The following is a 24656-nucleotide window of genomic DNA, read 5'->3' on the forward strand; positions in this document are numbered from 1 at the left end:
CAAGATATGGTAGTGGGAATTATAAGACTAGTATAAATAAATTTTCGTCAAAATTTATGAGCGCAAAAGTTGATGGAACTTTAAGGATTGCTGGCTACCAAATCATCGAGCAACTTTATTCAGGTTCTCGTACTCAAGTGTATCGAGCAATTCGAGAATGCGATCGCCTACCAGTTGTCATCAAGCTCTTAAAACGAGAATACCCAACTTTTACCGAATTAGTACAGTTTCGCAACCAATACGCGATCGCTAAAAACCTAGATATTCCTGGCATTATCAAACCCTACAGCCTGGAAGCCTATCACAATGGCTATGCCCTTGTCATGGAAGACTTTGGTGGTGTTTCCCTGCGGCAATTTACTCAAGGAAAAACACTGACATTAAAGCAATTCCTACCCATTGCTCTGCAACTGCTAGATACTTTACACCAGTTACATCAACAGCGCGTCATTCACAAAGACATCAAGCCAGCCAACATCCTGATTCACCCTGACACGAAACAAATCAAACTGATTGACTTTAGTATTGCCTCGCTCTTACCACGAGAAACCCAGGAAATCCAGAGCCTGAATGGATTGGAGGGAACGTTAGCCTATCTGTCGCCAGAGCAAACCGGACGGATGAACAGAGGCATTGACTACCGCAGTGACTTCTATTCTTTAGGTGTGACTTTCTTTGAATTACTGAGTGGAAAATTGCCCTTTGAGTCCCATGAACCGATGGAGTTGGTGCATTACCACATTGCGAAACTTCCACCCTGCGTCTGCGATTTCAACCCCAAATTGCCCTTGATGCTGGGCGAAATTGTCCGCAAACTGATGGCGAAGAACGCCGAAGACCGCTATCAAAGTGTGCTAGGACTTAAACATGACCTTGTTACCTGCTTAGAACAGTGGCGAGAAACAGGCAAACACACCTGGTTTGATTTAGGACAGCGCGATATCAGCGATCGCTTTCTCATAAGAGAAAAACTCTACGGGCGGGAATCGGAAGTAAAGACCTTACTAGAGGCATTTGGTCAGGTTGCCAATGGTAGCTCTCAATTCATGCTAGTGGCAGGTTTCTCTGGTATTGGCAAAACTGCAGTCGTCAATGAAGTGCATAAGCCGATTGTGCGCTGGAATGGCTACTTCATCAAGGGCAAATACGACCAATTTAACCGCAACATTCCTCTGTCTGCTTTTGTCCAAGCCTTTCGTGACCTAATGGGACAGTTGCTTAGTGAAAGCGATACTCAGCTAAAGCAATGGCAAAGTAAAATTTTAGCAGCAGTCAAAGAGAACGGACAACTTCTGATCGAGGTAATTCCTGAACTGGAACAGATGATTGGCAAACAGCCTGCCATCGCTGAACTATCTGCCAGTGCAGCCCAGAACCGTTTTAATCTTCTGTTCCAACAGTTCATTCAGGTGTTCACAACCAAAGAGCATCCGTTAGTAATATTTCTGGATGATTTGCAGTGGGCAGATTCGGCATCGCTCAATTTGCTGAAGTTGTTAATGTCTCAGAGCAATTGCGGCTATCTATTCATTATTGGCGCATACCGCGATAACGAGGTGTTTGCAGCTCATCCACTCATGTTAAGGCTAGATGAAATCAAAAAGGCATCCTCCTGCATCAACACCTTAAGTCTAGCTCCCTTAAGTCAAGCAGATGTTAACCATTTAATCGCCGATTCGCTCAGTTGTGCAACTGAAAAGGCATTACCGTTAACAGAGTTAGTTTATCAAAAAGCCAAAGGCAATCCCTTTTTCACAACTCAGTTTTTGAAAGCGCTATACGAGGATGGGCTGATTACCTTTGATTGGGAGGTAGGTTTTTGGCAGTGTGATGTAGCGCAAGTGCGATCGCTTGCCCTCACCGATGATGTGGTGGAATTTATGGCACTACAGCTTCAAAAATTGCCATCCAACACTCAAGATATTTTGAAACTGGCAGCCTGTATTGGCAATCAGTTCGATTTAGCGACGTTAGCGATCGTCTCTGAAAAGTCGCAGATGGAAACCGCCTCAGACTCGTGGAAAGCATTGCAAGAAGGATTGATGGTTCCCATCAATGAGGTTTACAAGTTTTATCAAGATTCCTCATTGGTCATCGATCATTTGCAAAGCACAAATGACAACGGACAAAGGACAGGTTACAAATTTTTGCATGATCGCGTCCAACAAGCTGCCTACTCTTTGATTCCCAACCAGCAAAAACAGGTCACTCACCTGAAAATTGGGCAACTTTTGCTGAATCATACGCCAGCCTCAAAACAAGACGAAAAACTATTTGAGATTGTCAATCAACTCAATATCGGGAATAGCTTAATTGTCGATCCAGCTCAGAAAACAGAACTCGCTCAACTCAATTTACAAGCTGGACAAAAAGCAATAGCTGCAACAGCATACGTCGCCGCATTTGAGTATACCACTATAGGTATTGCAATGCTTGCACAAAATCGGTGGCAAACAGAATATGAACTAACCCTGACACTTTATGAAGCTGCCACCGAAGCAGCTTATCTAAGTGGCAACTTTGAGCAGATGACACAATTTGCAGCAGTAATTTTGGAAAATGCTAGAACCTTATTGGATACCGTTAAAGTCTATGAAATCCAAATTCAAGCTGCTCAAGCCCAACATCAATTTCTACAGGGCGTGGAGCTGGCTCTCAAGATTTTAGAGCAGTTAGGAATCCATTTTCCCAAGCAACCGGGTGAATCAGATATTGCATCGGCTTTCGACGTAACCAAATCCATCTTAACTGGAAGGCAACCGCCAGATTTAATGGCTCTACATCAGATGATAGAGTCAGACAAATTAGCCGCTATGCGGATTCTCGTAGCTGTCTCTTCTTCTGCCTATGTTGTCGCTCCAACACTCTTACCATTTATTATCCTTGAGCAAGTAAATTTATCTGTTCAGTATGGCAATACCTCAGACTCTACAAATGGTTATGCCTACTATGGACTGCTGCTTTGTGGGGCGGTAGGAGACATTGAATGCGGCTATCAGTTTGGACAACTGGCACTCAAATTACTCGAACAGTTTAATGCCAAAAAGTTGAAAGCCAGAACTTATGTCGCAGTATGCTGTAGTGTATTGCATTGGAAAGAGCCGCTCAAGAACACCTTAGCGCTTTTCCGGGAAGGCTATCAAATTGGGCTGGAAACGGGAGATTTAGAATCATCTACCATTTGTGCATTCGGTTACATCATGCACTCTTTGTTTGTCGGTAAAGAACTGGGGGAGCTAAGTCGGGAAAGTGATGCCTTCCGCTTTCAACTTACTCAACTCAAACAAGAAGGACTTCTCAGCCATCTGACTATTTTTCAGCAAGGAGTTTTGAATTTAATCGGCGATGGTGCTGAAGTATGGCAATTGGTTGGTAAGGTTTTCAATCAAGAGCAAATGCTGCCAGTCCTCCAGCACTCAGGCGATCAAACTGCGCTGTACTATTTCTATGTGAGTAAACTTTTTCTGGGTTATCTGTTTGGGAAGTTTGAACTAGCAGTGGAAGCTGCGATCGCTACTGAAAATTATCTAGGCGGTGTCATCGGATTATTTGTGGTTCCAATCTTCCACACCTATGATTCTCTAGCTCATCTGGCAATCTATTCCCAAGTTTCCGCAACAGAACAACAATACATTCTTGGGCGGGTGAGCAAAAATCAGGAAAAGATCAAAACTTGGGCTAGCTATATTCCAGCCAATCATTTACACAAGTTTTATTTGGTTGAAGCAGAACGATATCGGGTTCTGGGACATAAATCAGAGGCAATAGAATTGTACGATCGCGCCATTGCTCTTGCCAAAGAAAACGATTACATCCAAGAAGAAGCTCTCACTAATGAACTAGCCGCCAAATTTTACCTCGATTGGGGCAAGCAGCGCATAGCTGGGGAATATATGACCCAAGCCTACTATGGCTATGCTCGTTGGGGCGCAAAAGCTAAAGTCGCCGACTTAGAACGCCACTATCCCCAACTCCTCGCCCCCATCCTCCAGCAAACCCGTTTTCCCCTCTCAACTAACGAAACTATCTTTACATTGGAAAGTTTCACCTCCACCAGTTTTGCCACTTCCAGTAGTAGCAGCGTATCTGTTGCTTTAGATTTAGCAGCCATTCTCAAAGCTTCCCAAACCCTTTCTGGGGAAATCGAACTCGAAAAACTGCTTTCAGCTTTGCTGCATATCGTCATTGAAAATGCTGGAGCTGATAAATGTGTATTCATGCTTTTGGAGTCAGATCGGTTGCTAGTTCAGGCTTTAGCACAGCTTTCCCTGAGTGATGTACAGAATCAGGTTGCCAAGGTCGATTTTTACCCGATGTTGCTCAACCCACAGCCCGTTGAAGACTCAGTTGATGTACCAGTTGGCTTAATTAATAATGTCAAACGCAACTTACAACCAGCAGTAATTACTGATGCTACAGTGCATCTGCAACTAATCAATGACCCATATATTCAGCAACAGCAACCTAAGAGTATCTTGTGCAGCCCAGTTTTGCATCAGGGTAAATTGCTGGGCGTATTGTACCTAGAAAATAATTTGGCAACCGCAGCCTTTACAAGCGATCGCGTCGAACTACTAAACTTACTTTGCGCTCAAGCTGCAATTTCTCTGGAAAATGCCCGACTTTATCGAAATTCCCAGAACTATGCTCAACAGTTAACACAATCTCTAGCAAAATTGCAGGCTAGTGAAATCCGCTTCCAAAATTTGGCGAATAATATTCCTGGTATGGTGTACCAATTCCGTCTGGCGGCTGACGGTTCAACTTCAACACCCTATGTTAGCTCTGGCTGTTTTGACTTATATGGGTTAGAGCCAGAGTTGGTGATGGCAGGGACGCATAGCCTTTATGCCATGAATCATCCTGACGATCGCCCAGCTATTGCCCAAGCGATCGCCAACTCTGCCCAAACTCTCACACCCTTTAAGGAAGAATGGCGCATTATCCTGCCTTCAGGAACCGTGAAATGGATTCAATCTGCTTCTCGGCCAGAGGGACAAGCCGATGGCTCAATCATCTGGGATGGGGTGGTGATTGATATTAGCGATCGCAAACAAGCCGAAGCATCTCTAGTCAAAAAACGAGAGTTCTTGAATGCCATCATTCACAATATTACCGATGGGATTGTTGTTTGCGATGCTAGTGGGAAATTGACTCTATTTAACAAAGCAACTCGTGAATTTCATGGCTTACCAGTAGAATCATTACCAGCAGAAGAATGGACAGAACACTTCGATCTTTATCAACCGGATGGTCAAACACCCCTATCAAAAACGGAAATTCCTCTGTTTCGTGCCTTACAAGGGGAAATCGTTGAAAATGCCGAAATGGTAATTGCGCCAAAGCATGGTTCTAAAAGAATTTTATTAGCAAGCGGACAAGCGATTGTTGATCCTTCAGGTAACAAACTCGGTGCAGTAGTTGTGATGCGAGATATTAGCGATCGCAAACAAGCTGAACTTGCCTTGCAGCAAAAATCACAAGACTTAGAACAAGCGCTAACTGATCTGCAAAACACCCAATTACAAATGGTGCAAAGCGAAAAAATGTCTGCACTAGGCAACTTAGTTGCTGGTGTGGCTCACGAAATGAATAATCCTCTTGGTTTTATTGCTGCCAGTCTCAAACAAGCTAAACCTACCATCGCTGATATTGTTGGACACTTAAAGCTTTATCAAGAAAATTTACCCCACAAAAATGATGAAATCAAAGACCATGCCGAAGAAATTGACTTGGATTATAGCTTAGAAGACTTGCCCAAGATAATTGATGCCATGTCGATGGCGTGCGATCGCCTGAAAAATATCAGCACCAGTTTACGAACTTTCTCGCGTGCCGATAAAGATTATAAAGTACCGTTTAATATTCACCAAGGCATCGACAGCACGATTTTAATTTTGAAACATCGTCTCAAGGCTAACGAGCAACGTCCAGCAATTGAAGTGATAACTAAATACAGCACTTTACCTCAAGTTGAGTGTTTTCCTGGACAATTAAATCAAGTATTTATGAATCTACTAGCAAATGCTATTGATGCCTTAGAGGAATCGAATCTTGGCCGAAGTTTTGACGAAATTAAAGCAAATCCAAACTGTATTACAATTACAACTACACTAAAAAATAATCTAGTTATAATTACAATCGCCGATAATGCAAAGGGTATAGATGAAGAGGTAAAACAAAAAATATTTGACCATTTATTTACGACAAAAGCTGTCGGTAAAGGCACAGGCTTAGGATTGGCGATCGCTCGTCAAATTATTGTAGAAAAACATGGCGGAGCGATCGTGGTGAATTCCCAACTTGGCGAAGGAACTGAATTTGTGATTCAGCTACCGTTATCGGCATAACTAAATCTTATTTGGTAGTTATGGTATCAGATGGAGTCTAAATCCCCACCTGATTTGTCTCCTTGTCCCCTTATTCAAACCTTACCCACCACCACCGAATTTTTCTTCAAAAGTTCGACTGCTGCTTGATATTGTAGATCCGCTTCCGTGCCAATCTGTTCGCGGTTAATGGCTGGTTGGGAAATAACTTTATCCGGCTTAATACCTAGTTTGTTAATATCCCGGTGTTCAGGAGTTTCATACTTAGCAATTGTCACTGCCAAGCCCGAACCATCTGATAATTCAAACAAGGATTGAATTAATCCCTTGCCAAAGGTGGTTTCGCCTACCAACTGGGCGCGATGGTTATCTTGGAGTGCGCCAGCGAGAATCTCACTGGCACTAGCAGTTCCTTGATTCACCAAAATCACCAGAGGATCTTTGGTCAGGGCTGGCCCAAGGGCTTCAAAACTACCCTGAATGCCTTGTCGGTTAACAGTGTAGACGATAATCCCAGAGTCTAACCACAGACGGGCGATTTCAATTCCTGATTGCAATAATCCCCCAGGATTATTTCGTAAATCTAGAATGTAGGCAGCAGCGCCTTTTTTTTCTAGACTAGAAATAGCGTGTGCCAATTCCATTGAAGCGTTGGCATTAAATTGTGTAAGACCTAGGTAGCCAATGGGTGTACCCTCAGCAGAAACACGCAAATCTGAAACCACAGGGTTAAGAGCAATGCGATCGCGTGTCAGTCTAATTTCCGTTTCTGCCTTTCCGTCTCGTTCGATCAAAAGAGTAACAAGGCTGCCACTTGGCCCGCGCATTCTGGTTGCAGCTTCATCAAGGGTGAAATTTTCTGTGGAAACACCTTCAATTTTGAGAATGCGATCGCGTGGTCGAATCCCCGCTTTATCTGCCGGTGAACCGGCGATGGGAGCCACTACTTCCAACTTCCCATTCTCAGGATTCAGGGCAATTTGCAATCCTACCCCAGTCAGTTCCCCAGAAGTATTGACCTGCAAGCTGCGGTACTGTTCTGGATCTAAAAAACGGGTAAAAGGATCGTCGAGGCTCTTGAGCATCTTCCCAATTGCCGCATAACTGGCATTTGAGTCTGCCAGTGGCTTCTCTAGAACCTTTTGCCTGACAGCCGCCCAGTTTTGATGATTAAACGTTTCATCTAGATAAGTACGATTAACAATTCGCCAAACTTCCGAAACCAGCTTTTGTTCCCCAGTCAAAGCCAGTGCTGGCTGAGTGAGCGTACCCAACACCAAGCAAAATGCCATTAACAATGAAAATCCAACCCGAAAGACTTGTTTGTTCATGAACCCCATTATCAATTCCACCTCAACCCAAATTGCCTAGATAATGCCCACTTCCTCTGTTGTTGATGAAATCTATCTCTCGATTATGTTACTTTTTTTATAGAAGTGGTGCATTTTTCTCATCAAGTTGTTCAGTCAACTGATGCATCGTATCCACTCACCAAAGGATAAAATCTACTTTGTGTCCACCATTTTGTGTGTAGGGGCGTAAAGAGATCGCAATATATTCCATCTTTACAGAGTGTAAAGTTTCTGAAGTCTCTTAGCACGCCAAAAGCCCAAAAGCCAACAAAAAAACTCCCCTTTACTAAAATCCCAAAATTACTAGTTGGGAGAGAAGTCTGAGCGAAGGCTTCTGCCGATTCAGAACTTCGGGATTTATCAACCGCAACCGACTTTTAGGAACTTGAGATTGTATGGCCAACGTTTCCGACTGGTTTGAGGAACGCCTGGAGATTCAGGCACTCGCCGAAGACGTCACTAGCAAGTACGTCCCTCCCCACGTCAATATTTTTTACTGCCTGGGTGGAATTACCCTGGTTTGCTTTCTTATCCAGTTTGCCACTGGATTTGCCATGACGTTCTACTACAGGCCAACAGTCACTGAAGCTTTTTCCTCAGTGGAGTACATCATGAATGAAGTAAACTTCGGTTGGCTAATTCGCTCCATCCATCGCTGGTCTGCCAGCATGATGGTATTGATGATGATTTTGCACACCTTCCGGGTTTACCTGACTGGTGGTTTCAAAAAGCCCCGCGAATTGACCTGGATAAGTGGTGTGATCCTAGCTGTGATTACCGTTTCCTTCGGAGTCACCGGCTATTCCCTACCTTGGGATCAAGTTGGCTACTGGGCTGTGAAAATCGTTAGCGGCGTACCAGAAGCGATTCCCGTGGTTGGAGTTCTGATTTCCGACCTGCTGCGCGGCGGTTCTAGTGTTGGTCAAGCAACACTAACTCGTTACTACAGCGCACACACATTTGTACTGCCTTGGTTGATTGCAGTATTCATGCTGTTTCACTTCTTGATGATCCGCAAGCAAGGCATTTCCGGGCCTTTGTAATCTCAGCTATTAGTGAAAGGCAACATTTGTTAGTTTTCAGATCGAGTTGTTTGTTTTAAACTTATGAAACACAATAAATGAATGGCACATAAGTTCCAAAAAAAAATACTTGTATCTGAAGCCTCAAGCGATAGAAAACCTTCAGGCGGATGACTGTAGATATGAAGCGCTGTTTCTTGCCTGTTGGTTGCCTAGTAGCTGATAGCTTTCACAAATGCTTTAATTGAACTTAAGCAGGAGAGCACATTTCAAAATGTCAACACAAAAAAAACCTGACCTGAGCGATCCTCAGTTAAGAGCCAAACTCGCTAAAGGCATGGGTCACAACTACTATGGTGAACCCGCTTGGCCTAATGACTTACTTTACGTCTTTCCAATTGTGATCATGGGTTCCTTCGCTGCGATTGTGGCTCTAGCTGTGCTAGATCCCGCAATGACCGGTGAACCAGCAAATCCTTTCGCCACACCATTGGAAATTTTACCAGAGTGGTACTTGTATCCAGTTTTCCAAATTTTGCGATCGCTTCCTAACAAACTTTTAGGAGTGTTAGCAATGGGTTCCGTACCAGTAGGTCTAATCCTTATTCCCTTTATTGAGAACGTGAATAAGTTCCAAAACCCCTTCCGCCGTCCAGTTGCAACCACAGTATTCCTCGTTGGTACTCTTGTCACCTTGTGGCTGGGTATTGGTGCTGCTTTGCCATTGGATAAATCTTTGACCTTGGGACTATTCTAAATTAGTCACTAGAAAATGCTTTGACGCCTGTAAGTTTCAAGAGCAGATGCAGATGTGCTTTTGAAAACAATCAACAGGCGTCAATTTTAACAGGAAAGAATTCAGGAGTCAGAAGCCAGAATTCAGAATTAAATTCTGAATGAAAAGCGGATAACGCTACCCAAAGCGAGTCCGCGTATCCTATGGAGAAGCAAGTTAAGCACAGCGTCTCGTAGATAGCGTCTGAAGAAACGGGTTTAATTCCTACACTAAATATGCTGTTTTTAATGGTCAACAAGATAGTGTTGGGTCTGTAGCAAGACCCTGCAGAGTATCCCTCACTGATTGCATTCTGAATTCTCTATTCTGAATTCTTCTTCAATAGTTCAGATTGCATCTGGGATTTGAAGTTTTGGATGGAAAAGCTATTCCAAAATCTCAAATGATCAAAAGTCAACAAATACAAACATTTCTTACTTACTTAACGTAAGTTGCTAGTTACAACCCTCAGATTGCCAAAATCGTTCATGTTTTGTATTTTGGTACACAGAATATGTCAATTTAGATTTTTTTATGTGAGAGAAATTTTGCGAACAGCGCAGAATTTAATAACTAGCAACTTGGGTTTACTTATATTCAACTCACAGTTAATGCTTAGTATAGTGCAGCAAGACCATCTGACTGTTAAGAGCGAACTCAGGCTCTTAAACCAGGTGCAAGAATGGTTTGAGCAATTTTGTCTGCAACACTTGTCTCAACTTGGCTGGTCAAAAACCCAACTTGATCGCCTCAATTTAGCATTAGCAGAAGGCTTTACCAACGCTGTTCGTCATGCTCATCATGCTTTACCCCCGGAAACAACCATTGAAATTAACGTTTATCTGTGGATTGACCGACTAGAGATTAGAATTTGGGATTACGGAAAACCTTTCAATCCTGATGCGATCGCAGAGCCAGCCCCAGGTACTCTGCAAGTAGGTGGGTATGGATGGTTTCTCCTCCGGCGGTTGGCTGACCGGGTTGTATACGAACGTGGTGCGGATGGTAGAAATTGCCTGCTCATTGTCAAATACTCTGTAGAAGCACAAAAGTAACAGTGAAATTTGGCTTGTAAGCGGAGTGTAGAGAAGGAGTATCGACAAAAAACTAGGGCTTTTCTTCTCTACAATACTCTTTTGCTAGCTCGCCTGTACTTAGGAGTCAAACAAATAAAACTTCTCCTATAGTCGTCACCAAGCTAACGAAGATTTTGCTAAAAGTTGAGGTACACACTTTCAAACAGAAGCAGTTTTTGTTGAGATACATAGTTATTTGATTGATAAAAGTATACTCCTTTTTTAAGATTATTTAAATTGGAGAAATATATTTTTTACGTAAAATTGCTTATTAATTATGATTTTTTGGTAAAATTTTAAGTAATATTTTTGTATAAAAAGGATTAGTAAATATAGTAAAATTAGCATTCGAGTTACACTAGCTCCCTTGTTAAGATTTGTCAGCAGTGTTGAGAATCTTAATGTTTGTTCTCTAACAAGTGCCATTTTGTGCTTAAAGAGATAGACAGAATAGGGGACAAAATATGACTAAGACAGCCCTAATTACAGGAATTACTGGTCAAGATGGCTACTATCTCAGCCATTTGCTTCTCAATCGTGGTTATCGAGTTGTCGGATTAGTACCCCCACATCGACAACCTAATTTGACAAAACTGGGAATACTGGCAAATCAGGTAGAAATTTTTACGGTTGACTTGAGGGATAGTGCAGCACTGTTGACCGCAGTTGAACAACTGCGTCCTCAAGAAATTTACAATTTGGCGGCTCCCAGTTTTGTACCCGACTCTTGGAACGACCCATTGGGAACCCTGGATTTAATAACTGGTACAGCTACCAGGCTCTTGGAAGCAGTACGAAAAGTTGGTTTGTCTACCAGATTTTATCAAGCAAGCAGTTCAGAAATGTTTGGCGATGTATTCCTCTCGCCTCAAGATGAGGAAACCGCTTTTCGTCCCAAAAATCCTTATGCTGCGGCTAAAATGCACGCCCACTGGACGATGGTACATCATAGACAGCGCTATGGACTATTTGCCTGTAGCGGAATTTTATATAATCACGAGTCTCCTCTCCGCGCACCTCAGTTTGTCACACGCAAAGTTTCTTTGGCGGCTGCATCAATTAAATTGGGTTTAACTGACACCTTAGAAATCGGTAATCTCGATGCCAAACGTGATTGGGGCTTTGCAGGTGATTATGTAGAGGCTATGTGGCTAATGTTGCAAATTGATGAACCAGAAGAATATGTGATTGGCACTGGTAAACTGCATAGTGTTAGAGATTTAGTTGCCACAGCCTTTGAGTCAGTTGGATTGGATTGGAAGCAACATGTAGTCTTAAATACTAGCTTGTTGCGGCAAGATGAGCATTTTCAACTAGTAGCTAATCCCAGTAAAGCTAAAAGAAACCTCGGCTGGGAACCCCAAGTAAGCTTTGAGGAACTTTTAGAAAAAATGGTAAAAACAGATTTGGAGCGGTTACAAAGCGGTGCGATCATGCCCTTACCGCGAGTGTAAATAATCTTAAGATGCACATCACTACAGTGACAAAAAACCTGAATCTAGGTGATAAAGTTAACAAAAAAACTAACCATGTCTTCGTGTTTTTAGAAATTTTCGCTCACGAAGGTGGTATTCAATCGTATATAAAAGATATTTTTCGTACCTATCTGGGATTGAGCCAAGACTACAAGGCAGAAGTTTTTTTACTGCGAGATAGTGCTGATAGCTTAAATCCGTTTGAAGACGAGAACTTAAAATTTCATTACTTTAAAAATCAGTCCCCCTATTTGGGGAGATTGCAAATGGCAGCGGCTTTACTGAAGTGTCTGTTGCAGAGCCGTCCGCAGCAGGTTTTCTGTGGTCATATTAACTTAGCAGTATTAATCCAAACACTTTGCCAGCCCTTGGGAATTCCTTACACTGTGCTAACTTACGGCAAAGAAGTCTGGGAACCGTTGAAAAATCAAGAACGTCGCGCTCTGACATCAGCAGATAGAATTTGGACAATTAGTCGCTACAGCCGTGATCGCGCTTGTATTGCTAATAGTCTAAACCCGAAAATGGTACAGATGATGCCTTGTGCAATTGATCCAGATAAATTTACTCCTGGTTCCAAACAACCAGAATTAGTCCAGAAGTATGGCTTAACTGGTGCAAAAGTGTTAATGACAGTAGCGCGGTTATGGTCAGGAGATATTTACAAAGGTGTAGATGTCACTATTCGGGCAATACCACAAATCGCTCAAGTTTTTCCAGAAGTGAAATATTTGGTAATTGGTCGCGGCGATGACCAACCGCGATTAGCTAAACTTGCTGCATATTTAGGTGTGAGCGATCGCGTCGTGTTTGCGGGTTTCGTTGCCACAGAAGAACTAATGGAACATTATCGCCTTGCTGACGCCTATATTATGCCTTCGCAAGAAGGCTTTGGCATAGTTTATCTAGAAGCAATGGCTTGTGGAGTGTCGGTGTTATCCGGTGACGACGATGGTTCCGCTGACCCCTTGCAGGATGGTAAACTGGGATGGCGAGTACCACACCGCAGTCCTGATGCTGTAGCAACAGCTTGTATAGAAATGCTTCAAGGGGATGACCAGCGATGTGATGGGGAGTGGCTAAGAGAACAGGCGATCGCTCTGTTTGGCCTAAATGCCTTTCAACAGCACTTACAAAAAATGCTGCTATCCTCAGTAATAAAGTCCATTTGAGTCCAAATGATAAACGATCAATGACTCATAACTAATGACTAAAATCGCTATCCTAGAAGGAGAGCAGGACGATATTTAAAAAATGAGCTTTAAGTCATTTCAATTGAATCTTTTAAATCTCCGCCCTTGGCTCACCCTGCTGGTAGTTGTTTTGTTACTGGCATCAGTGGGCTTGGGTTGGTTAGTTAATTCATTGCTAATTATTTTCGGGTTGCTGTTGTTGGCACCTATTGTGGCTTTTTTTGGCTTTCGTTGGTGGCTGCAACGCAACTTGGTTGCCGATCAATGTCCTGTCTGTGGATATGAATTTACAGGTTTAAATAATACTCAGTTGCAATGTCCTAACTGTCAGGAATTACTGTTAGTACAAAATAGTCATTTTCAGCGCTTCACACCAGAAGGCACAATTGATGTCACTGCTGTCGAAGTTCCAGCCAAATCACTGGAAGAATAATCAAGGATCGTTAGTCATTAGCAAAGCATAAATGACTAATGACTATTTATTTTTTTGCGAGATTGAGAGGCTGTAAGTATACTGTTGCGGGGATAGTTCGCCCACATACAACGAGTATTTTCCTGCCTGCCAATAACCAGAAAGTTCTGACTTACCTCCAGAATAACTATCTGCTAGTACACAAAAGCGCCCTCCAGGCCCGTCGATTAAAAGTGTTGGCTTGCCTTTACTTTCTACTGTTAATCGCAAATAAGGAAGTGACTCTGTAACTTGGATAACTTGACTAGGTTCAGTAGTAATATTGCCACAATTACTCTTGACAGTTCCCCCAGATTTTCCATTCAAAATCAATGGTTCGGGTTGGGAATTTCGATTAATTTGGATTGTTGGTGTCTGTGCCAAATTAGCCTCAGTGAAAACCAAACTCATCGCCAAAGCTGTGGGAATAATTGCAAGTAGCCTAAGAGTCTTCATTTTAATTAATGCTCCAGATTTGTTTCAGAGCAATATTGTTATACAGTCTGATTTATTTATATAGACGACAGCAATCCCTCTTGGTTCCAAAAGTTGCCGTATAAAGCAATACCAGTCATTAACTTTATTCCTAAATTATTAGCAGCAACTTCAACAAAACGTCTCCAAATTTATCGCACTTTGAGCGATCGCCTCGATTTTGTCATACATAAGTAAGACCCTCATAAAATTTATGAGGGTTTTGATTTCTATTTATGTCAATTCAAGAGTGTGGAAACGTCTTCTACTCTGCTAACCCCAACAAGCCTTTTCAGCTTTGGTATCATACATATTTATGTTTATTACCAAGACCCCCTATTAATTTTGTTCATCATCGCATCCGTTCCAAAGTCCATCTTTAAGATGAGGCTCATCCCCTGGAAGAGCAAGGTTAGATATATCTTCCCTATCCATCTGTCGCCAATCTTCTGGGGTTATTGCGGCTGCATAAGCTTCATAAAATAAATGTCTCTCATTTAAGCAAGAACAATCACGGGCATCATGCTTATCAACTCTGTTATCTCTATCACAGCAAATGTACTGTGCATACAAAATTGAGCCTGGGGTCTGGTCAAACTCAGGACAAAACGATAAACTAGAGCCGAAAGCATCAATGCTCGTGTTTGAGTGCAAATCAAACACCGGCGAATCCTCTGATATTTAGTTGGTGTGTGGTAACTTCAACCGTATCAGGGGATTTTTACTTTTGTCAATTGCTTGAAAGCCTTCCCTGGTAAGGCTTTGATTTTTGTAACCGTAATCAGCAAAGAATCAAAAGTGAAAAGCGTAATAGTGAAAAAATCAAAAAGCAACTTTCAATAGGCTAGTTCAGTCTTAAAGCATCTGCTGAGTCGATTTTTTATCAGGGTAGGTATTAAGACATAAGTTGCTGTGACACGATCGGGCACGAACGCGTTTGTAATAATTCTTTACAATTAGAGGCCGTATTTTCAACGTTCCTTGCAATAAGAGGATTATCCCCTGAAGTTACATCTCTGAATGGACACTGTAAAGAAAAACCTAAATCAAATTTTTGCAACCTAAATCAAATTTTTGCAAATAATATAATCCTTTAGACTTTAAACTCCTTAATACAAGAAGTGCGTTGCATCTCATGTGTAACCGTGGTAGGTGCGCTCACGCTTTCTGATCAATACGCGATCGCACTTCCTCTCTTCAGTGCCAAATGCCTCAAGTCCTCGTGTGTTGAGTCTTTGTCCTGATGTCGTCAAACTACCTTTAACCGACATTTTGGGATTGGGATACTAAAAACCCACTTGTGTGGTGAGTTGTAGGTTTTTAGCAAATTTATGATGTCTAATTTCTTAAATTCATATCTAGCAAACGTTTTGCCTTTTTCTAAACGTCGAACGAGCGTCAATGTTACCTGTCGCAGGTTTTAATTTCCAATCTCGCGCTTGTCTGAGAACCATTTCATCCAATTCACGGTTTCCTGATGAACGAACAAGACGCACATTATTAACATTACCTCGCTCATCAGTATCAACTGCTACTTATACCCTTCCTTGAATTCTTTGATCTGTTGGTGAATTAGCAATTGCTTGAGATGCTCTGGAATTTCTTATATCTTTTAAACACTGTATTAATTTACTACTATTGGGTGTTTCTGCGCTTGCATTCCAAGTTGTAGCCGAGCAAATCAACAAACTGGGTATCAAAGCAATAATCAGTGTTAGAAATAGTTTGTTTTTTATCATGAATGCCGCTATCTGAATTGTTCAGAGATTCATTTTATGGACATTACCCATTCTCCCAAACCCTGATGCTTTCGTGAATACCCACCACACAACTGACCTCAGTTAAGCCACCCTTATCATTCACACCCTCAAAATCCCAATTTCACCGCCATTGATAAGTTTGACAAATATCTGTACCTCTCTATACAAGGCTTAGGGTTCACTCCAAGTAGTGCTAACTTAATTGCTGATTTTTAGCACTCCCTTTGGTTAGAGTTAGAAAAACCATCCCAGTATTATCCAAGATGATTGATACCTTTCCTGTAGTCAGAAAATATGGATATACATATTTTGCTGCTACGCAAGGATAATTGGCTTATTCATCCTCAGAATTGTTCTTCTTTTGTTAGCGGTTTTTCTTGCAGTAGTTAAGGATTATTTGTGAAGATTTGATAGATGTATTTAGAGACGTTACATTGCAACGTCTCTAGAATTGATGCCTGTAAGGTCTTGCACGCACAGAGATTAGCTAAAATCACTAAGACAACCACCAAAAATAGAATTTGGTTGGTCTATTGTTGAATAAGTATGCTAATGAGGTAGGAAAGATTGATGAATCCTCAACCAGAAGAAGACTTACAGCGTCGCCTCGATCAGCTAGAGGCAGAGATTAATTCCCCGCCTGGGGTGGTTTCACAAGAACAAAAACAAACGTCTCAGTCTGTTTTTGCCAGCTTCAACTTGCAACTGGAGCGATTTCAGATTTGGTTCAACAGCTTATCTGGTGTGAAAAAGCTGGTAGTTTCAGGTGTGACGGTGCTAGTAGGCTTGGCGATACTGCAAGCAGTGTTTAAACTAGTTGCATCTGTAATCAGTCTGGCACTTTTGGCAGTGTTAGTGTATGTTGGATACAAATTTTTTGTATCTGGTAGCTTTCAACGTAAGCAATAAGTTGATATGCATTTACTTTGCACTCTGTCGGGAGTTATGAGAGTCAGGAGCCGGAATCAAAACGGCTTCTGACTTACAGAGGATTTCAAGGAAGGTGAAGTACAGAAGTGAAGTGTCAAAACTAGGTATAAAGCCTGTTTTACTTCTAAATTCTGAATTCTGACTCCTGAATTCTGCTGTATAACTCCTAAATCCTATTTCAATATGCTTTTCTTTTTGTTGATTAGCTTAGTCTATTTTAATTGTGCCGATCGCGGCGTAGAAATAATATCAAAGGAAATTATACGATGACCTCACCAATTGTCAGGAGAACTAGTAATCAATCTGGTCAGCCAAAAAAATCGGAAAGAGCCAATTCGCTGCTGCTAGCAAGTAGGCGTTTTGCTGCTTGGGCGGCTGAAATTACACTAGTGGTTACTAGTGGGTTGATTCCCTTCGGCATTGGTGTCTATGCCAATTCTAGAAGCGATCTGAACCGAGTACCGCTTAACCCCGTGCTAGTAGTCACAGAAAGAGCGATCGCCAGACCCCTAGCTTTACCTGTAAGCTATGGCATCCGTAACGTTGCATGGCCGACTAATATTTTGTGGACAATCGCCCTGTTAGCACCTGTAACTCTTTCGTGGTGGCAATTGTATTTATTAGCTAAGACTGGTAGTACAATTCCGAAACGTTGGTTAAAAGTGCGGGTTGTCAACGAGCAAGGAAAGCCGCCCGGACTGGGGGCAGTTGTAATTAGAGAAGGCGTTGGGCGTTGGACTGTACCCATTTCCATAGCCTATTTGCTGTGGCGCTACAGCTTTGCTTTTCCGAATTTAGGATTATTCACATTTTTGTCTTTGTTAATGATTGTGGGTGAAGGGATAAGCTTACCGTCGCGTCGGGGGCGTCGCGCATTCCACGATCAACTCGCAGGTACTTATACAATCGATGCAGTCTTAGCTAACAACAGACAAGCTCAGTCTGCTGACGGTAACAATCAAGCAGAAGAAAAGCACGAGGGTGAAGAATTAGCGGCAGAGCAAACCAGCCAGTCGCCTAATTTGTGGCGGCGGATACAGCAAAATCCCAATCTGACTTTGTTTGGGGTAGGGCTGACGAGTATGACTGCTGTGCTAGCAACTTTAATTGGCACTCAAGTTTATATCCAAATTCAACAATCCCAGCGAGCAACCAAGCAAATCAACAGCCAACAATTCCTTGAGATCGTCAAACAATTGACTCCCAACTCTGGGGCGACTAATGAGCAACGCCAAAGTGCAATTCTGGCTATGGGTGGTCTTAATGACCCACAATCGATTAAATTTCTCGCGGATTTATTAGTTAGCGAAACTAACCCCAGCCTCCTGGATACGATTCAACAAGCTTTGACAACTGTTGGTCCCCAAGTCATCCCGGAACTCAAAAATAAGAATCAGTTTTTGGTCAGCGAACTGGAATCTGTGGCTAGCACTGCAACCAAAAAGCGGGAATTACGGCAAGGGCGGCTACAAAGAAATCAGCGGACAATCAACAAGATTCTCTCTGTTTACAGCGGTAAAAAAATTGAGGGTGTTGACCTTAGTAGCACCCAATTAGGTCAAAGCGGTACTTCAGGAAGTTCCTTCTTCAACTTAGTACTGGACAATCTTGATTTATCTGGAGTTAAGTTTAAATCTGCAAATCTTAACCAAGCCAGCTTTAAAGGTAGCCGCTTTCGGGGTGTGGGTGAAGATGGGCGCTGGGATACCTACGACGATGTAATGGCTGATTTAAGCCAAGCTCAGTTGCAGCAAGCCAATCTTACTGATGCTAACCTCAGTCGCGTCTTGATGAACCGGATCGATTTGAGTCGCGCCACTCTTAACAGAGCCAACTTATCTAACGCGCGTCTATATGATGCTAAACTCAACAGCACCCAACTAGTAGGAGCCGATCTACGAAACGCAGTTTTGGAAAAAGCTAGCTTGACTGGGGCAGATTTAGGCGATGCCAAATTGAACGAAGCCAATCTGTATGCAGCGCGTTTAGGTCGCGCCACTGCCATTGGAACGCAATTATCTTTTGCCAACTTAACTAACACTGATTGGCAAGGAGCAGATTTATCAGGAGCTTATTTGGATCGTGCTAATCTCAGCAATGCTAACCTTAGTGCTACTCGTTTAACTGGTGCTGTTTTACGTTCTGCCCAAATGGAAAACGTTAACTTGCAAAATGCCGACCTGAGTCTTGCAGATTTACGAGGGGCAAATGTCGCTGGAGCAGATTTTAAAGGAGCAATTCTCGCTCCTAGCAAACAAGATCCAGCAGATCAATTTGTCCAAACCCCAGATTTAGGCTCAGTATCTGCCGTAGTCCAAGGGGTTGATTTTTCTCAAGCCAAAAATTTAGATGCCAAGCAGTTAGCATACATTTGTACTCAAGGAGGCATTCATCCCCGTTGCCCGTAGAATGGAGGGGGCAGGGGAGCAGGGGGACAAGGGACAAGGAAAATAACTATGCCCAATGTCCCATGCCCAATGCCCAATAATAAAATGGTGTGAGGAGTTGGTTATGAAGTATATTCCATCTTTGGTTTCAGTTTTGGGGGTTGGTTTGGTCTTGAGTCTGGCGAGTACTAAACCAGCACAAGCTCAAGTAGCTTATGGCAGTTATATTGGTATCGCTCCCACTATTGGTATTACTGATGGTATCCAATTTGGGGGGGTGATAGCAGGGCGCTACAAGCTTTTGGAAGCACCAATTTCACTGCGTGCCCAAGTGTTAATTGGTAATAATACGGCTGTTGTACCAACGGTTTCTTACGATTTCCCCCTCAACTGGCAAGCTGATGCCTACCTGGGTGCTGGGTTAGTGCTGGCTGGTGGTGGTGGTTCTTCTCCTGTGGGTGACAAAATTAGTTTTGCTTTACAACCAGGCATTGATTATATGATCCCAAATAGCAATACTGTCCTTTTTGGCAATGCGATTATTGCTTTTGATGCCTACCGAGATAGCAGTGGTACAGCTATCTCAGTACAAGGTGGTGTTGGTTTGAGATTTTAAGGGACACGCTATCCCTAAGAAGCATTAAACTTCATTGCAAATAAAGAAGTTAGTCCAAACAACGTGATAGTTTTTGGTCATGAAGAGAGACAGCACAGGATTAACACAGGAGAACACAGTGGCAATGGAATCAAATTTATTAACAGATGCGGGCGCAGATGAAGTGAATCAAGATTTCAGTGAATATGTCGCCAATCTGCAACTTCACATGACTCTGCAAGCTCGCAATCTTGTTCCAACGCTGAAGCAAACACTGGTAGATAGTCGCCACCAATTACTCCATCAAACCCAAGCCCACTTTGAAAAGCTAGTTTCTCGGCAAGGGTTATAAAATATATACAAATTTTAATCAAAATTCAAATAAAATAAGGGCAGATGTTGTTGGGTCAATGCCAATGGTGTTCTCACAGGGTCTGCTTTTTCTGCTTTTTAAGTATTAAGTTACTAAAATCACCCTTTTGGCACAATAGTAGAGAGCAGAAACTAGTTAAGATTATTGCAGCAGTTCCTTCCTTTCAAGAGCAGTTAGTTAAGGCTAAATGGCGGCTCGAATAAAAATGACTTCATTACTTCCCAGAAACCTCAGCGTTGTTATCCGACCAGTCCAATACCGGGATCTGGACGGCATTGAGCGCATAACTCAAGAGTCATTCGCAGCCCTCACTCCGAAGGGAGCAGGTTTTGCCATCAGCCAGATGCAAAGGCTGCGTCGCTGGTATGGATTACTCAAATTTTTAAGTTGGTTTCCTAACCCGCTACAGTATCGCCTCTGTGCTTATATCGCGGAGCAAGGGCGGATACTTTTAGGAATGATTCAAGTGTCACCCTTTAACCGCACACGTAGCACTTGGCGGATCGATCAAGTGTTACTAGAGCGTGGTGTCGATAAACAAGGAATTGGTTCGCAACTTTTGCGTCACTGCTTTGAGTCGATTTTAGAAGCTCGCACTTGGCTACTAGAAGTTAACATCAATGACATAGAGGCGCTAGCACTATATCGGCAAAATGGATTCCAGCGTCTAGCAGAAATGACATACTGGGAAATTGGGCCAGAATTACTGGCTGAATTGGCACAAGCAGAGCCAGACTTGCCCAACCTGTTGCCAGTGAGCAATGCTGATGCCCAGTTACTGTATCAATTAGATACGGCATCGATGCCACCTTTGGTGCGTCAGGTTTTTGACCGCAATACCCGCGACTTTAAAACCAGCTTGTTCGGCGCTTTAACTGATGCAGTGAAGCAATGGCTGACCAAAACAGAAGTAGTCAGTGGTTACGTATTTGAACCGCAACGCAAAGCTGCGATCGGCTATTTTCAGGTACAACTCGATCGCAAGGGTGAAGTTCCCCATGCCGCAACGCTGACAGTTCATCCTGCTTACACCTGGCTTTATCCAGAATTACTATCTCAACTGGCTCGCATTGCCCAAGATTTTCCCCAGCAAGGGTTACAACTAGCCTCCTCAGATTATCAGGCAGAGCGAGAAGAATATTTGGAGCGAATTGGAGCAAAACGCATAGAACATACATTAGTAATGTCTCGTTCTGTGTGGCACAAGCTACGAGAGTCGAAATTCGTCTCTTTAGAAGGAATCCAGTGGACTGATATGCTGCAAGGTTTACAACCGACTCGTAAACCTATACCAGGTGGGATGTCATGGATACAACCAGGAAAGTTGCCATCATCAGATAAACCTCTGCCAAGTAAGTCAGAACCGATTAACTTTTCGGTAAAAAACCCTAGCATAGAAACATCGCCGATTTCTGAATCAGCAGATGGAAAGCAGGAGAATTAGTGTGATATCCCAAGAGCAACCAAAACCGTTTATTTCAGCCTTGGGACTAGATTTTGGTCGCAAGCGGATTGGTGTGGCTGGGTGCGATCGCACGGGTTTAATTGCCACGGGTATCACCACAATTGAGCGTACATCTTTTGAGAAAGATGTCCAGCAAATCCGACAAATAGTTAATGAACGTGAGGTGCAAGTTTTAGTTATGGGCTTACCTTATTCAATGGATGGCTCAATAGGATTTCAGGCTCGTCAAGTTCAGAAATTTACTACAAGACTTGCTAAAGCACTAAACTTGCCTGTGGAATATATGGATGAGCGATTAACTTCATTTCAAGCAGAGCAACTGCTGATAGCTGAAAACTGCTCCCCATCACGCCATAAAGCTTTGATTGACCGCAAGGCAGCCGCTTTGATTTTGCAACAATGGCTGGATGTTAAGCGTGCCAACTCCCGCAGTTCAGTTACGGCTATTGAATATTGATACCTTTTAACATGATATTCTGAAAACGATTAGCCAGCAGTTGTATCTACGTATAAGGCTATTTGTTTGACATAATATGTCATTGACTATAGTTAAGCGATTTTCAAACTTGCTGGTATTTATTAAATTTCTACATTTCGGCTATGTTTTCCTCTCCATTTCCTGAAGAAAATGATAACGCTCATGCGGGTTCCATCACTTTAACCGATGACAAAGGGCGATCGCTCGACTGTTACATAGAGCATTCCCTGGAGGTAGATGGACAAGAATACGTTTTGCTTCTTCCTGTAGACTCACCTGTAGAAATTTTTTCTTGGGAAGGTGACGGTGAGGAAGAAGAAGCAGTTCTGGTAGAAGATGACACTATAATTGAGCAAATTTTTGCTAATGCCCAAGCTGTACTATCTGAGCAAAATTTGATATTGAAGAACACAGCTTATGCTCTGACAGTTGCAGGTGATTTACCGCCAGTGGAAGAATCAGAACTCTTCACCTTAGAAATCGAAGACGAAGAGGCAGATTTAGAGCCTGAGCAATTACAGCTACTCGCTAGCTTCTATGATGAAGATCAGGAGTATGCAATTTATACACCTCTAGATCCCCTGTTGTTTTTTGCACGGATAACAAAAACAGGTGAGCCTGAATTACTTTCTCCAGAGGAGTTTCGTAAAGTGCAACCTCTGTTAGAAGAACATCTTTTTAATGAAGTGGAATAAGATTAAAAATTCAAAATGTAATATTTTCATTTTGAATTTTTTAATTGGGAATTTTTCATTGAAATCACAATTTACTTAAATCTTTTACTATGTCCCATTAAATGTTAGAAGCAATGAAACATTAACACTACATTGGGACAATTAGTATTGTTTAAAATTCGGAAAAAAGCATTTTGGTAGGGATTTTTAATTCCATTATCTAAAATCCAAAATTAGGATGAGGTGCTGAGAATAGATGGCTTATAGCGATTTTACATTAAGTAAATTTAAAAAGTCATTCAGCATCCGCATTGATGAAGAAACTGATTTATGTGCTGACATAGAACCTTTACAGGCAAGTGAGAAACTCAAAAATTCTTTAGAAGAAACTACAGAACTAGCTTTAGCAATTAATACTGAAAAAGCTCGCTCAGAAATGATTATCACTCCAATCTTGTTGGAGGTAAGACGTAGGGCTAATTATCCAATTAGTTTGTTTTCGGGAATAGATTTTAATGTAGATGCAGAAAACGGTCTGAATGGCTATTGTGACTTTATCATTAGTCGTTCTAAAGAGCAACTAACAATTAATGTGCCTGTGGTGGTTATTATTGAAGCCAAAAATGAAAATATTAAAGGTGGATTAGGTCAATGTGCAGCAGCAATGTTGGCAGCACAATTGTTTAATCAACAAGAAGGAAATGAAATCAGAAAAATTTGCGGTGCAGTAACAACAGGGGACATTTGGAAATTTTTGAAGTTAGAAGAAAACGATATATTTATTGATTTGAGTAATTATTACATCAAAGAAATAGATAAGATTTTAGGGATTTTATCTCAAAATGTTCAGGTAGATATTCCAAAATGGAGTTCGACTGACTAAACTATATTGGGTTATGCTCATTTGTCTTAGCTATCTACATTTGACTGTTGACTATGGTCTGGAACAATCTTTTACAGCCTGATTTGATTTTAGAGGGTTCAGTGTTGAACCTAACACCAGATATTATCCAAAAATACGGGCTTAAAGGGCTGGTATTGGATGTAGATGAAACTTTAGTACCCTTTACAGTCGGGATAGCTTCCCCAGAACTACGAGAATGGGTAGAGCAAATCCGTACCTGTACTGCACTGTGCTTGGTGAGTAACAACCTCAGTGAAGCCCGAATTGGTGGAATTGCGCGATCGCTCAACTTACCTTACTACTTAGGTGCAGCCAAGCCTTCCCGACGCAAAATTAGAGCAGCACTGAGGGGAATGGATCTACCAGTGCATCAAGTGGGAATGGTAGGCGATCGCTTGTTCACTGATGTTTTAGCAGGTAATCGTCTGGGAATGTTTACCATTTTAGTTGAACCGATTGTTCATGCCGACGCAGCTCTCCGTTCTCATCCCGTCCGCAACTTTGAAGTTTGGATATCTGAAATTCTGGGAGCCTCTATTACTCCCAAGAAAACCAAGATTCACAAAAGTTGAGAAATCATCAGGAAAGTAAATCTAAAGAAATGGTTAAGGAATCTTACTGGAACCAAAAAATCGGGGATCATAAGTATTAATAACATGGGGTCAGCCAAAAAAGACCCTAACTCATACTAAGTAAATATACTTTCGTAAAGCGTCAACCTTCACTATAGAGGGATTGGCGCTTTACAATTTCTTTAGTCATTTGTCCTTTGTAATTTGTCCGTTGTCATTCGTCAGTTACTAATGACCAATGACTAATGACCAATAACTAATGACTAATGACCAATGATATCATGTTCGGTAAATTACTTATGATTAAGCCTCGATTTGAATCCACCAATGAAAACCAGTTAAGCCTTGAATCAAATCTTGCTGTTGAAGTA

The 24656-nt window shown here is 42.1% G+C and carries 20 protein-coding genes and 1 pseudogene; 16 read left to right on the plus strand and 5 right to left on the minus strand.

Features of this window, described 5'->3' with window-relative positions; all coding sequences use genetic code 11:
• The first annotated feature begins 56 nt into the window (after window positions 1–56).
• The gene (locus tag V7K60_RS33725) at window positions 57–6350 is read left to right on the plus strand and encodes an ATP-binding sensor histidine kinase (RefSeq protein WP_334932422.1); all 6294 of its coding nucleotides are present in this window, start codon (window positions 57–59) and stop codon (window positions 6348–6350) included.
• A gap of 74 nt (window positions 6351–6424) precedes the next feature.
• Here V7K60_RS33725 and ctpA read toward each other — a convergent pair whose 3' ends face one another.
• The gene (ctpA, locus tag V7K60_RS33730; protein ID WP_334932424.1) at window positions 6425–7669 is read right to left on the minus strand and encodes a carboxyl-terminal processing protease CtpA; all 1245 of its coding nucleotides are present in this window, start codon (window positions 7667–7669) and stop codon (window positions 6425–6427) included.
• Window positions 7670–8076: 407 nt separating this feature from the next.
• On the opposite strand from ctpA, the gene petB reads away from it, so the two are divergent.
• From petB to V7K60_RS33760, 6 genes are all read left to right on the plus strand, one after another.
• On the plus strand, window positions 8077–8724 hold the full coding sequence (petB, locus tag V7K60_RS33735; protein ID WP_094332660.1) for a cytochrome b6: 648 nt from the start codon (window positions 8077–8079) through the stop codon (window positions 8722–8724).
• A 253-nt stretch (window positions 8725–8977) separates the two neighbouring features.
• Window positions 8978–9460, plus strand: a complete 483-nt coding sequence (gene petD / locus V7K60_RS33740; protein ID WP_104907753.1) for a cytochrome b6-f complex subunit IV — start codon at window positions 8978–8980, stop codon at window positions 9458–9460.
• Between the two features lie 629 nt (window positions 9461–10089).
• Window positions 10090–10533: an ATP-binding protein gene (locus V7K60_RS33745; protein WP_292744744.1), complete on the plus strand. Its 444-nt coding sequence runs from the start codon at window positions 10090–10092 to the stop codon at window positions 10531–10533.
• Window positions 10534–11018: 485 nt separating this feature from the next.
• A complete protein-coding gene (locus tag V7K60_RS33750; protein ID WP_334932426.1) occupies window positions 11019–12008 on the plus strand; it encodes a GDP-mannose 4,6-dehydratase in 990 nt (329 codons plus the stop codon).
• Window positions 12009–12019: 11 nt separating this feature from the next.
• Window positions 12020–13201, plus strand: coding sequence for a glycosyltransferase (locus tag V7K60_RS33755; protein WP_334932428.1), 1182 nt, complete (start codon window positions 12020–12022; stop codon window positions 13199–13201).
• Between the two features lie 82 nt (window positions 13202–13283).
• Window positions 13284–13655 (plus strand): hypothetical protein, encoded by a 372-nt coding sequence (locus V7K60_RS33760; protein WP_334932430.1) that lies wholly within the window; start codon window positions 13284–13286, stop codon window positions 13653–13655.
• Between the two features lie 42 nt (window positions 13656–13697).
• Here the strand turns inward: V7K60_RS33760 and V7K60_RS33765 are convergent, their stop codons facing one another.
• From V7K60_RS33765 to V7K60_RS33780, 4 genes and pseudogenes are all read right to left on the minus strand, one after another.
• On the minus strand, window positions 13698–14129 hold the full coding sequence (locus tag V7K60_RS33765) for a hypothetical protein (protein ID WP_334932432.1): 432 nt from the start codon (window positions 14127–14129) through the stop codon (window positions 13698–13700).
• A gap of 357 nt (window positions 14130–14486) precedes the next feature.
• Window positions 14487–14810, minus strand: coding sequence for a hypothetical protein (locus V7K60_RS33770; RefSeq protein WP_334932434.1), 324 nt, complete (start codon window positions 14808–14810; stop codon window positions 14487–14489).
• 470 nt (window positions 14811–15280) lie between these two features.
• Window positions 15281–15418 (minus strand): hypothetical protein, encoded by a 138-nt coding sequence (locus V7K60_RS33775; protein WP_334932436.1) that lies wholly within the window; start codon window positions 15416–15418, stop codon window positions 15281–15283.
• 135 nt (window positions 15419–15553) lie between these two features.
• A pseudogene (locus tag V7K60_RS33780) lies at window positions 15554–15700 on the minus strand (energy transducer TonB); the annotation flags it as partial.
• A gap of 777 nt (window positions 15701–16477) precedes the next feature.
• Here V7K60_RS33780 and V7K60_RS33785 point away from each other — a divergent pair.
• The 9 genes from V7K60_RS33785 (at window position 16478) to V7K60_RS33825 (ending at window position 24285) form a co-directional block, all read left to right on the plus strand.
• Entirely contained in the window at window positions 16478–16816 is a 339-nt protein-coding gene (locus tag V7K60_RS33785; protein WP_334932438.1) for a hypothetical protein, read from the plus strand.
• A gap of 287 nt (window positions 16817–17103) precedes the next feature.
• Window positions 17104–19245, plus strand: a complete 2142-nt coding sequence (locus V7K60_RS33790) for a pentapeptide repeat-containing protein (protein ID WP_334932440.1) — start codon at window positions 17104–17106, stop codon at window positions 19243–19245.
• A 103-nt stretch (window positions 19246–19348) separates the two neighbouring features.
• On the plus strand, window positions 19349–19840 hold the full coding sequence (locus V7K60_RS33795) for a hypothetical protein (protein ID WP_334932441.1): 492 nt from the start codon (window positions 19349–19351) through the stop codon (window positions 19838–19840).
• Window positions 19841–19964: 124 nt separating this feature from the next.
• Window positions 19965–20171, plus strand: a complete 207-nt coding sequence (locus V7K60_RS33800; protein ID WP_094352643.1) for a hypothetical protein — start codon at window positions 19965–19967, stop codon at window positions 20169–20171.
• Window positions 20172–20379: 208 nt separating this feature from the next.
• A complete protein-coding gene (locus V7K60_RS33805; RefSeq protein ID WP_334932443.1) occupies window positions 20380–21636 on the plus strand; it encodes a GNAT family N-acetyltransferase in 1257 nt (418 codons plus the stop codon).
• The gene (gene ruvX / locus V7K60_RS33810; RefSeq protein WP_334932445.1) at window positions 21617–22114 is read left to right on the plus strand and encodes a Holliday junction resolvase RuvX; all 498 of its coding nucleotides are present in this window, start codon (window positions 21617–21619) and stop codon (window positions 22112–22114) included. The genes V7K60_RS33805 and ruvX overlap by 20 nt, the downstream gene beginning before the upstream one ends.
• Window positions 22115–22257: 143 nt before the next feature.
• Window positions 22258–22830 carry a DUF3727 domain-containing protein gene (locus V7K60_RS33815; RefSeq protein WP_334932447.1) on the plus strand — a complete coding sequence of 191 codons (573 nt, stop codon included), beginning with the start codon at window positions 22258–22260 and terminating at the stop codon, window positions 22828–22830.
• Window positions 22831–23065: 235 nt separating this feature from the next.
• On the plus strand, window positions 23066–23692 hold the full coding sequence (locus V7K60_RS33820; protein WP_334932449.1) for a hypothetical protein: 627 nt from the start codon (window positions 23066–23068) through the stop codon (window positions 23690–23692).
• Between the two features lie 53 nt (window positions 23693–23745).
• A complete protein-coding gene (locus tag V7K60_RS33825; protein ID WP_099100917.1) occupies window positions 23746–24285 on the plus strand; it encodes a YqeG family HAD IIIA-type phosphatase in 540 nt (179 codons plus the stop codon).
• The last annotated feature ends 371 nt before the right edge of the window (window positions 24286–24656 follow it).

This window comes from Nostoc sp. (assembly GCF_036917555.1).
Classification (GTDB): domain Bacteria; phylum Cyanobacteriota; class Cyanobacteriia; order Cyanobacteriales; family Nostocaceae; genus Nostoc.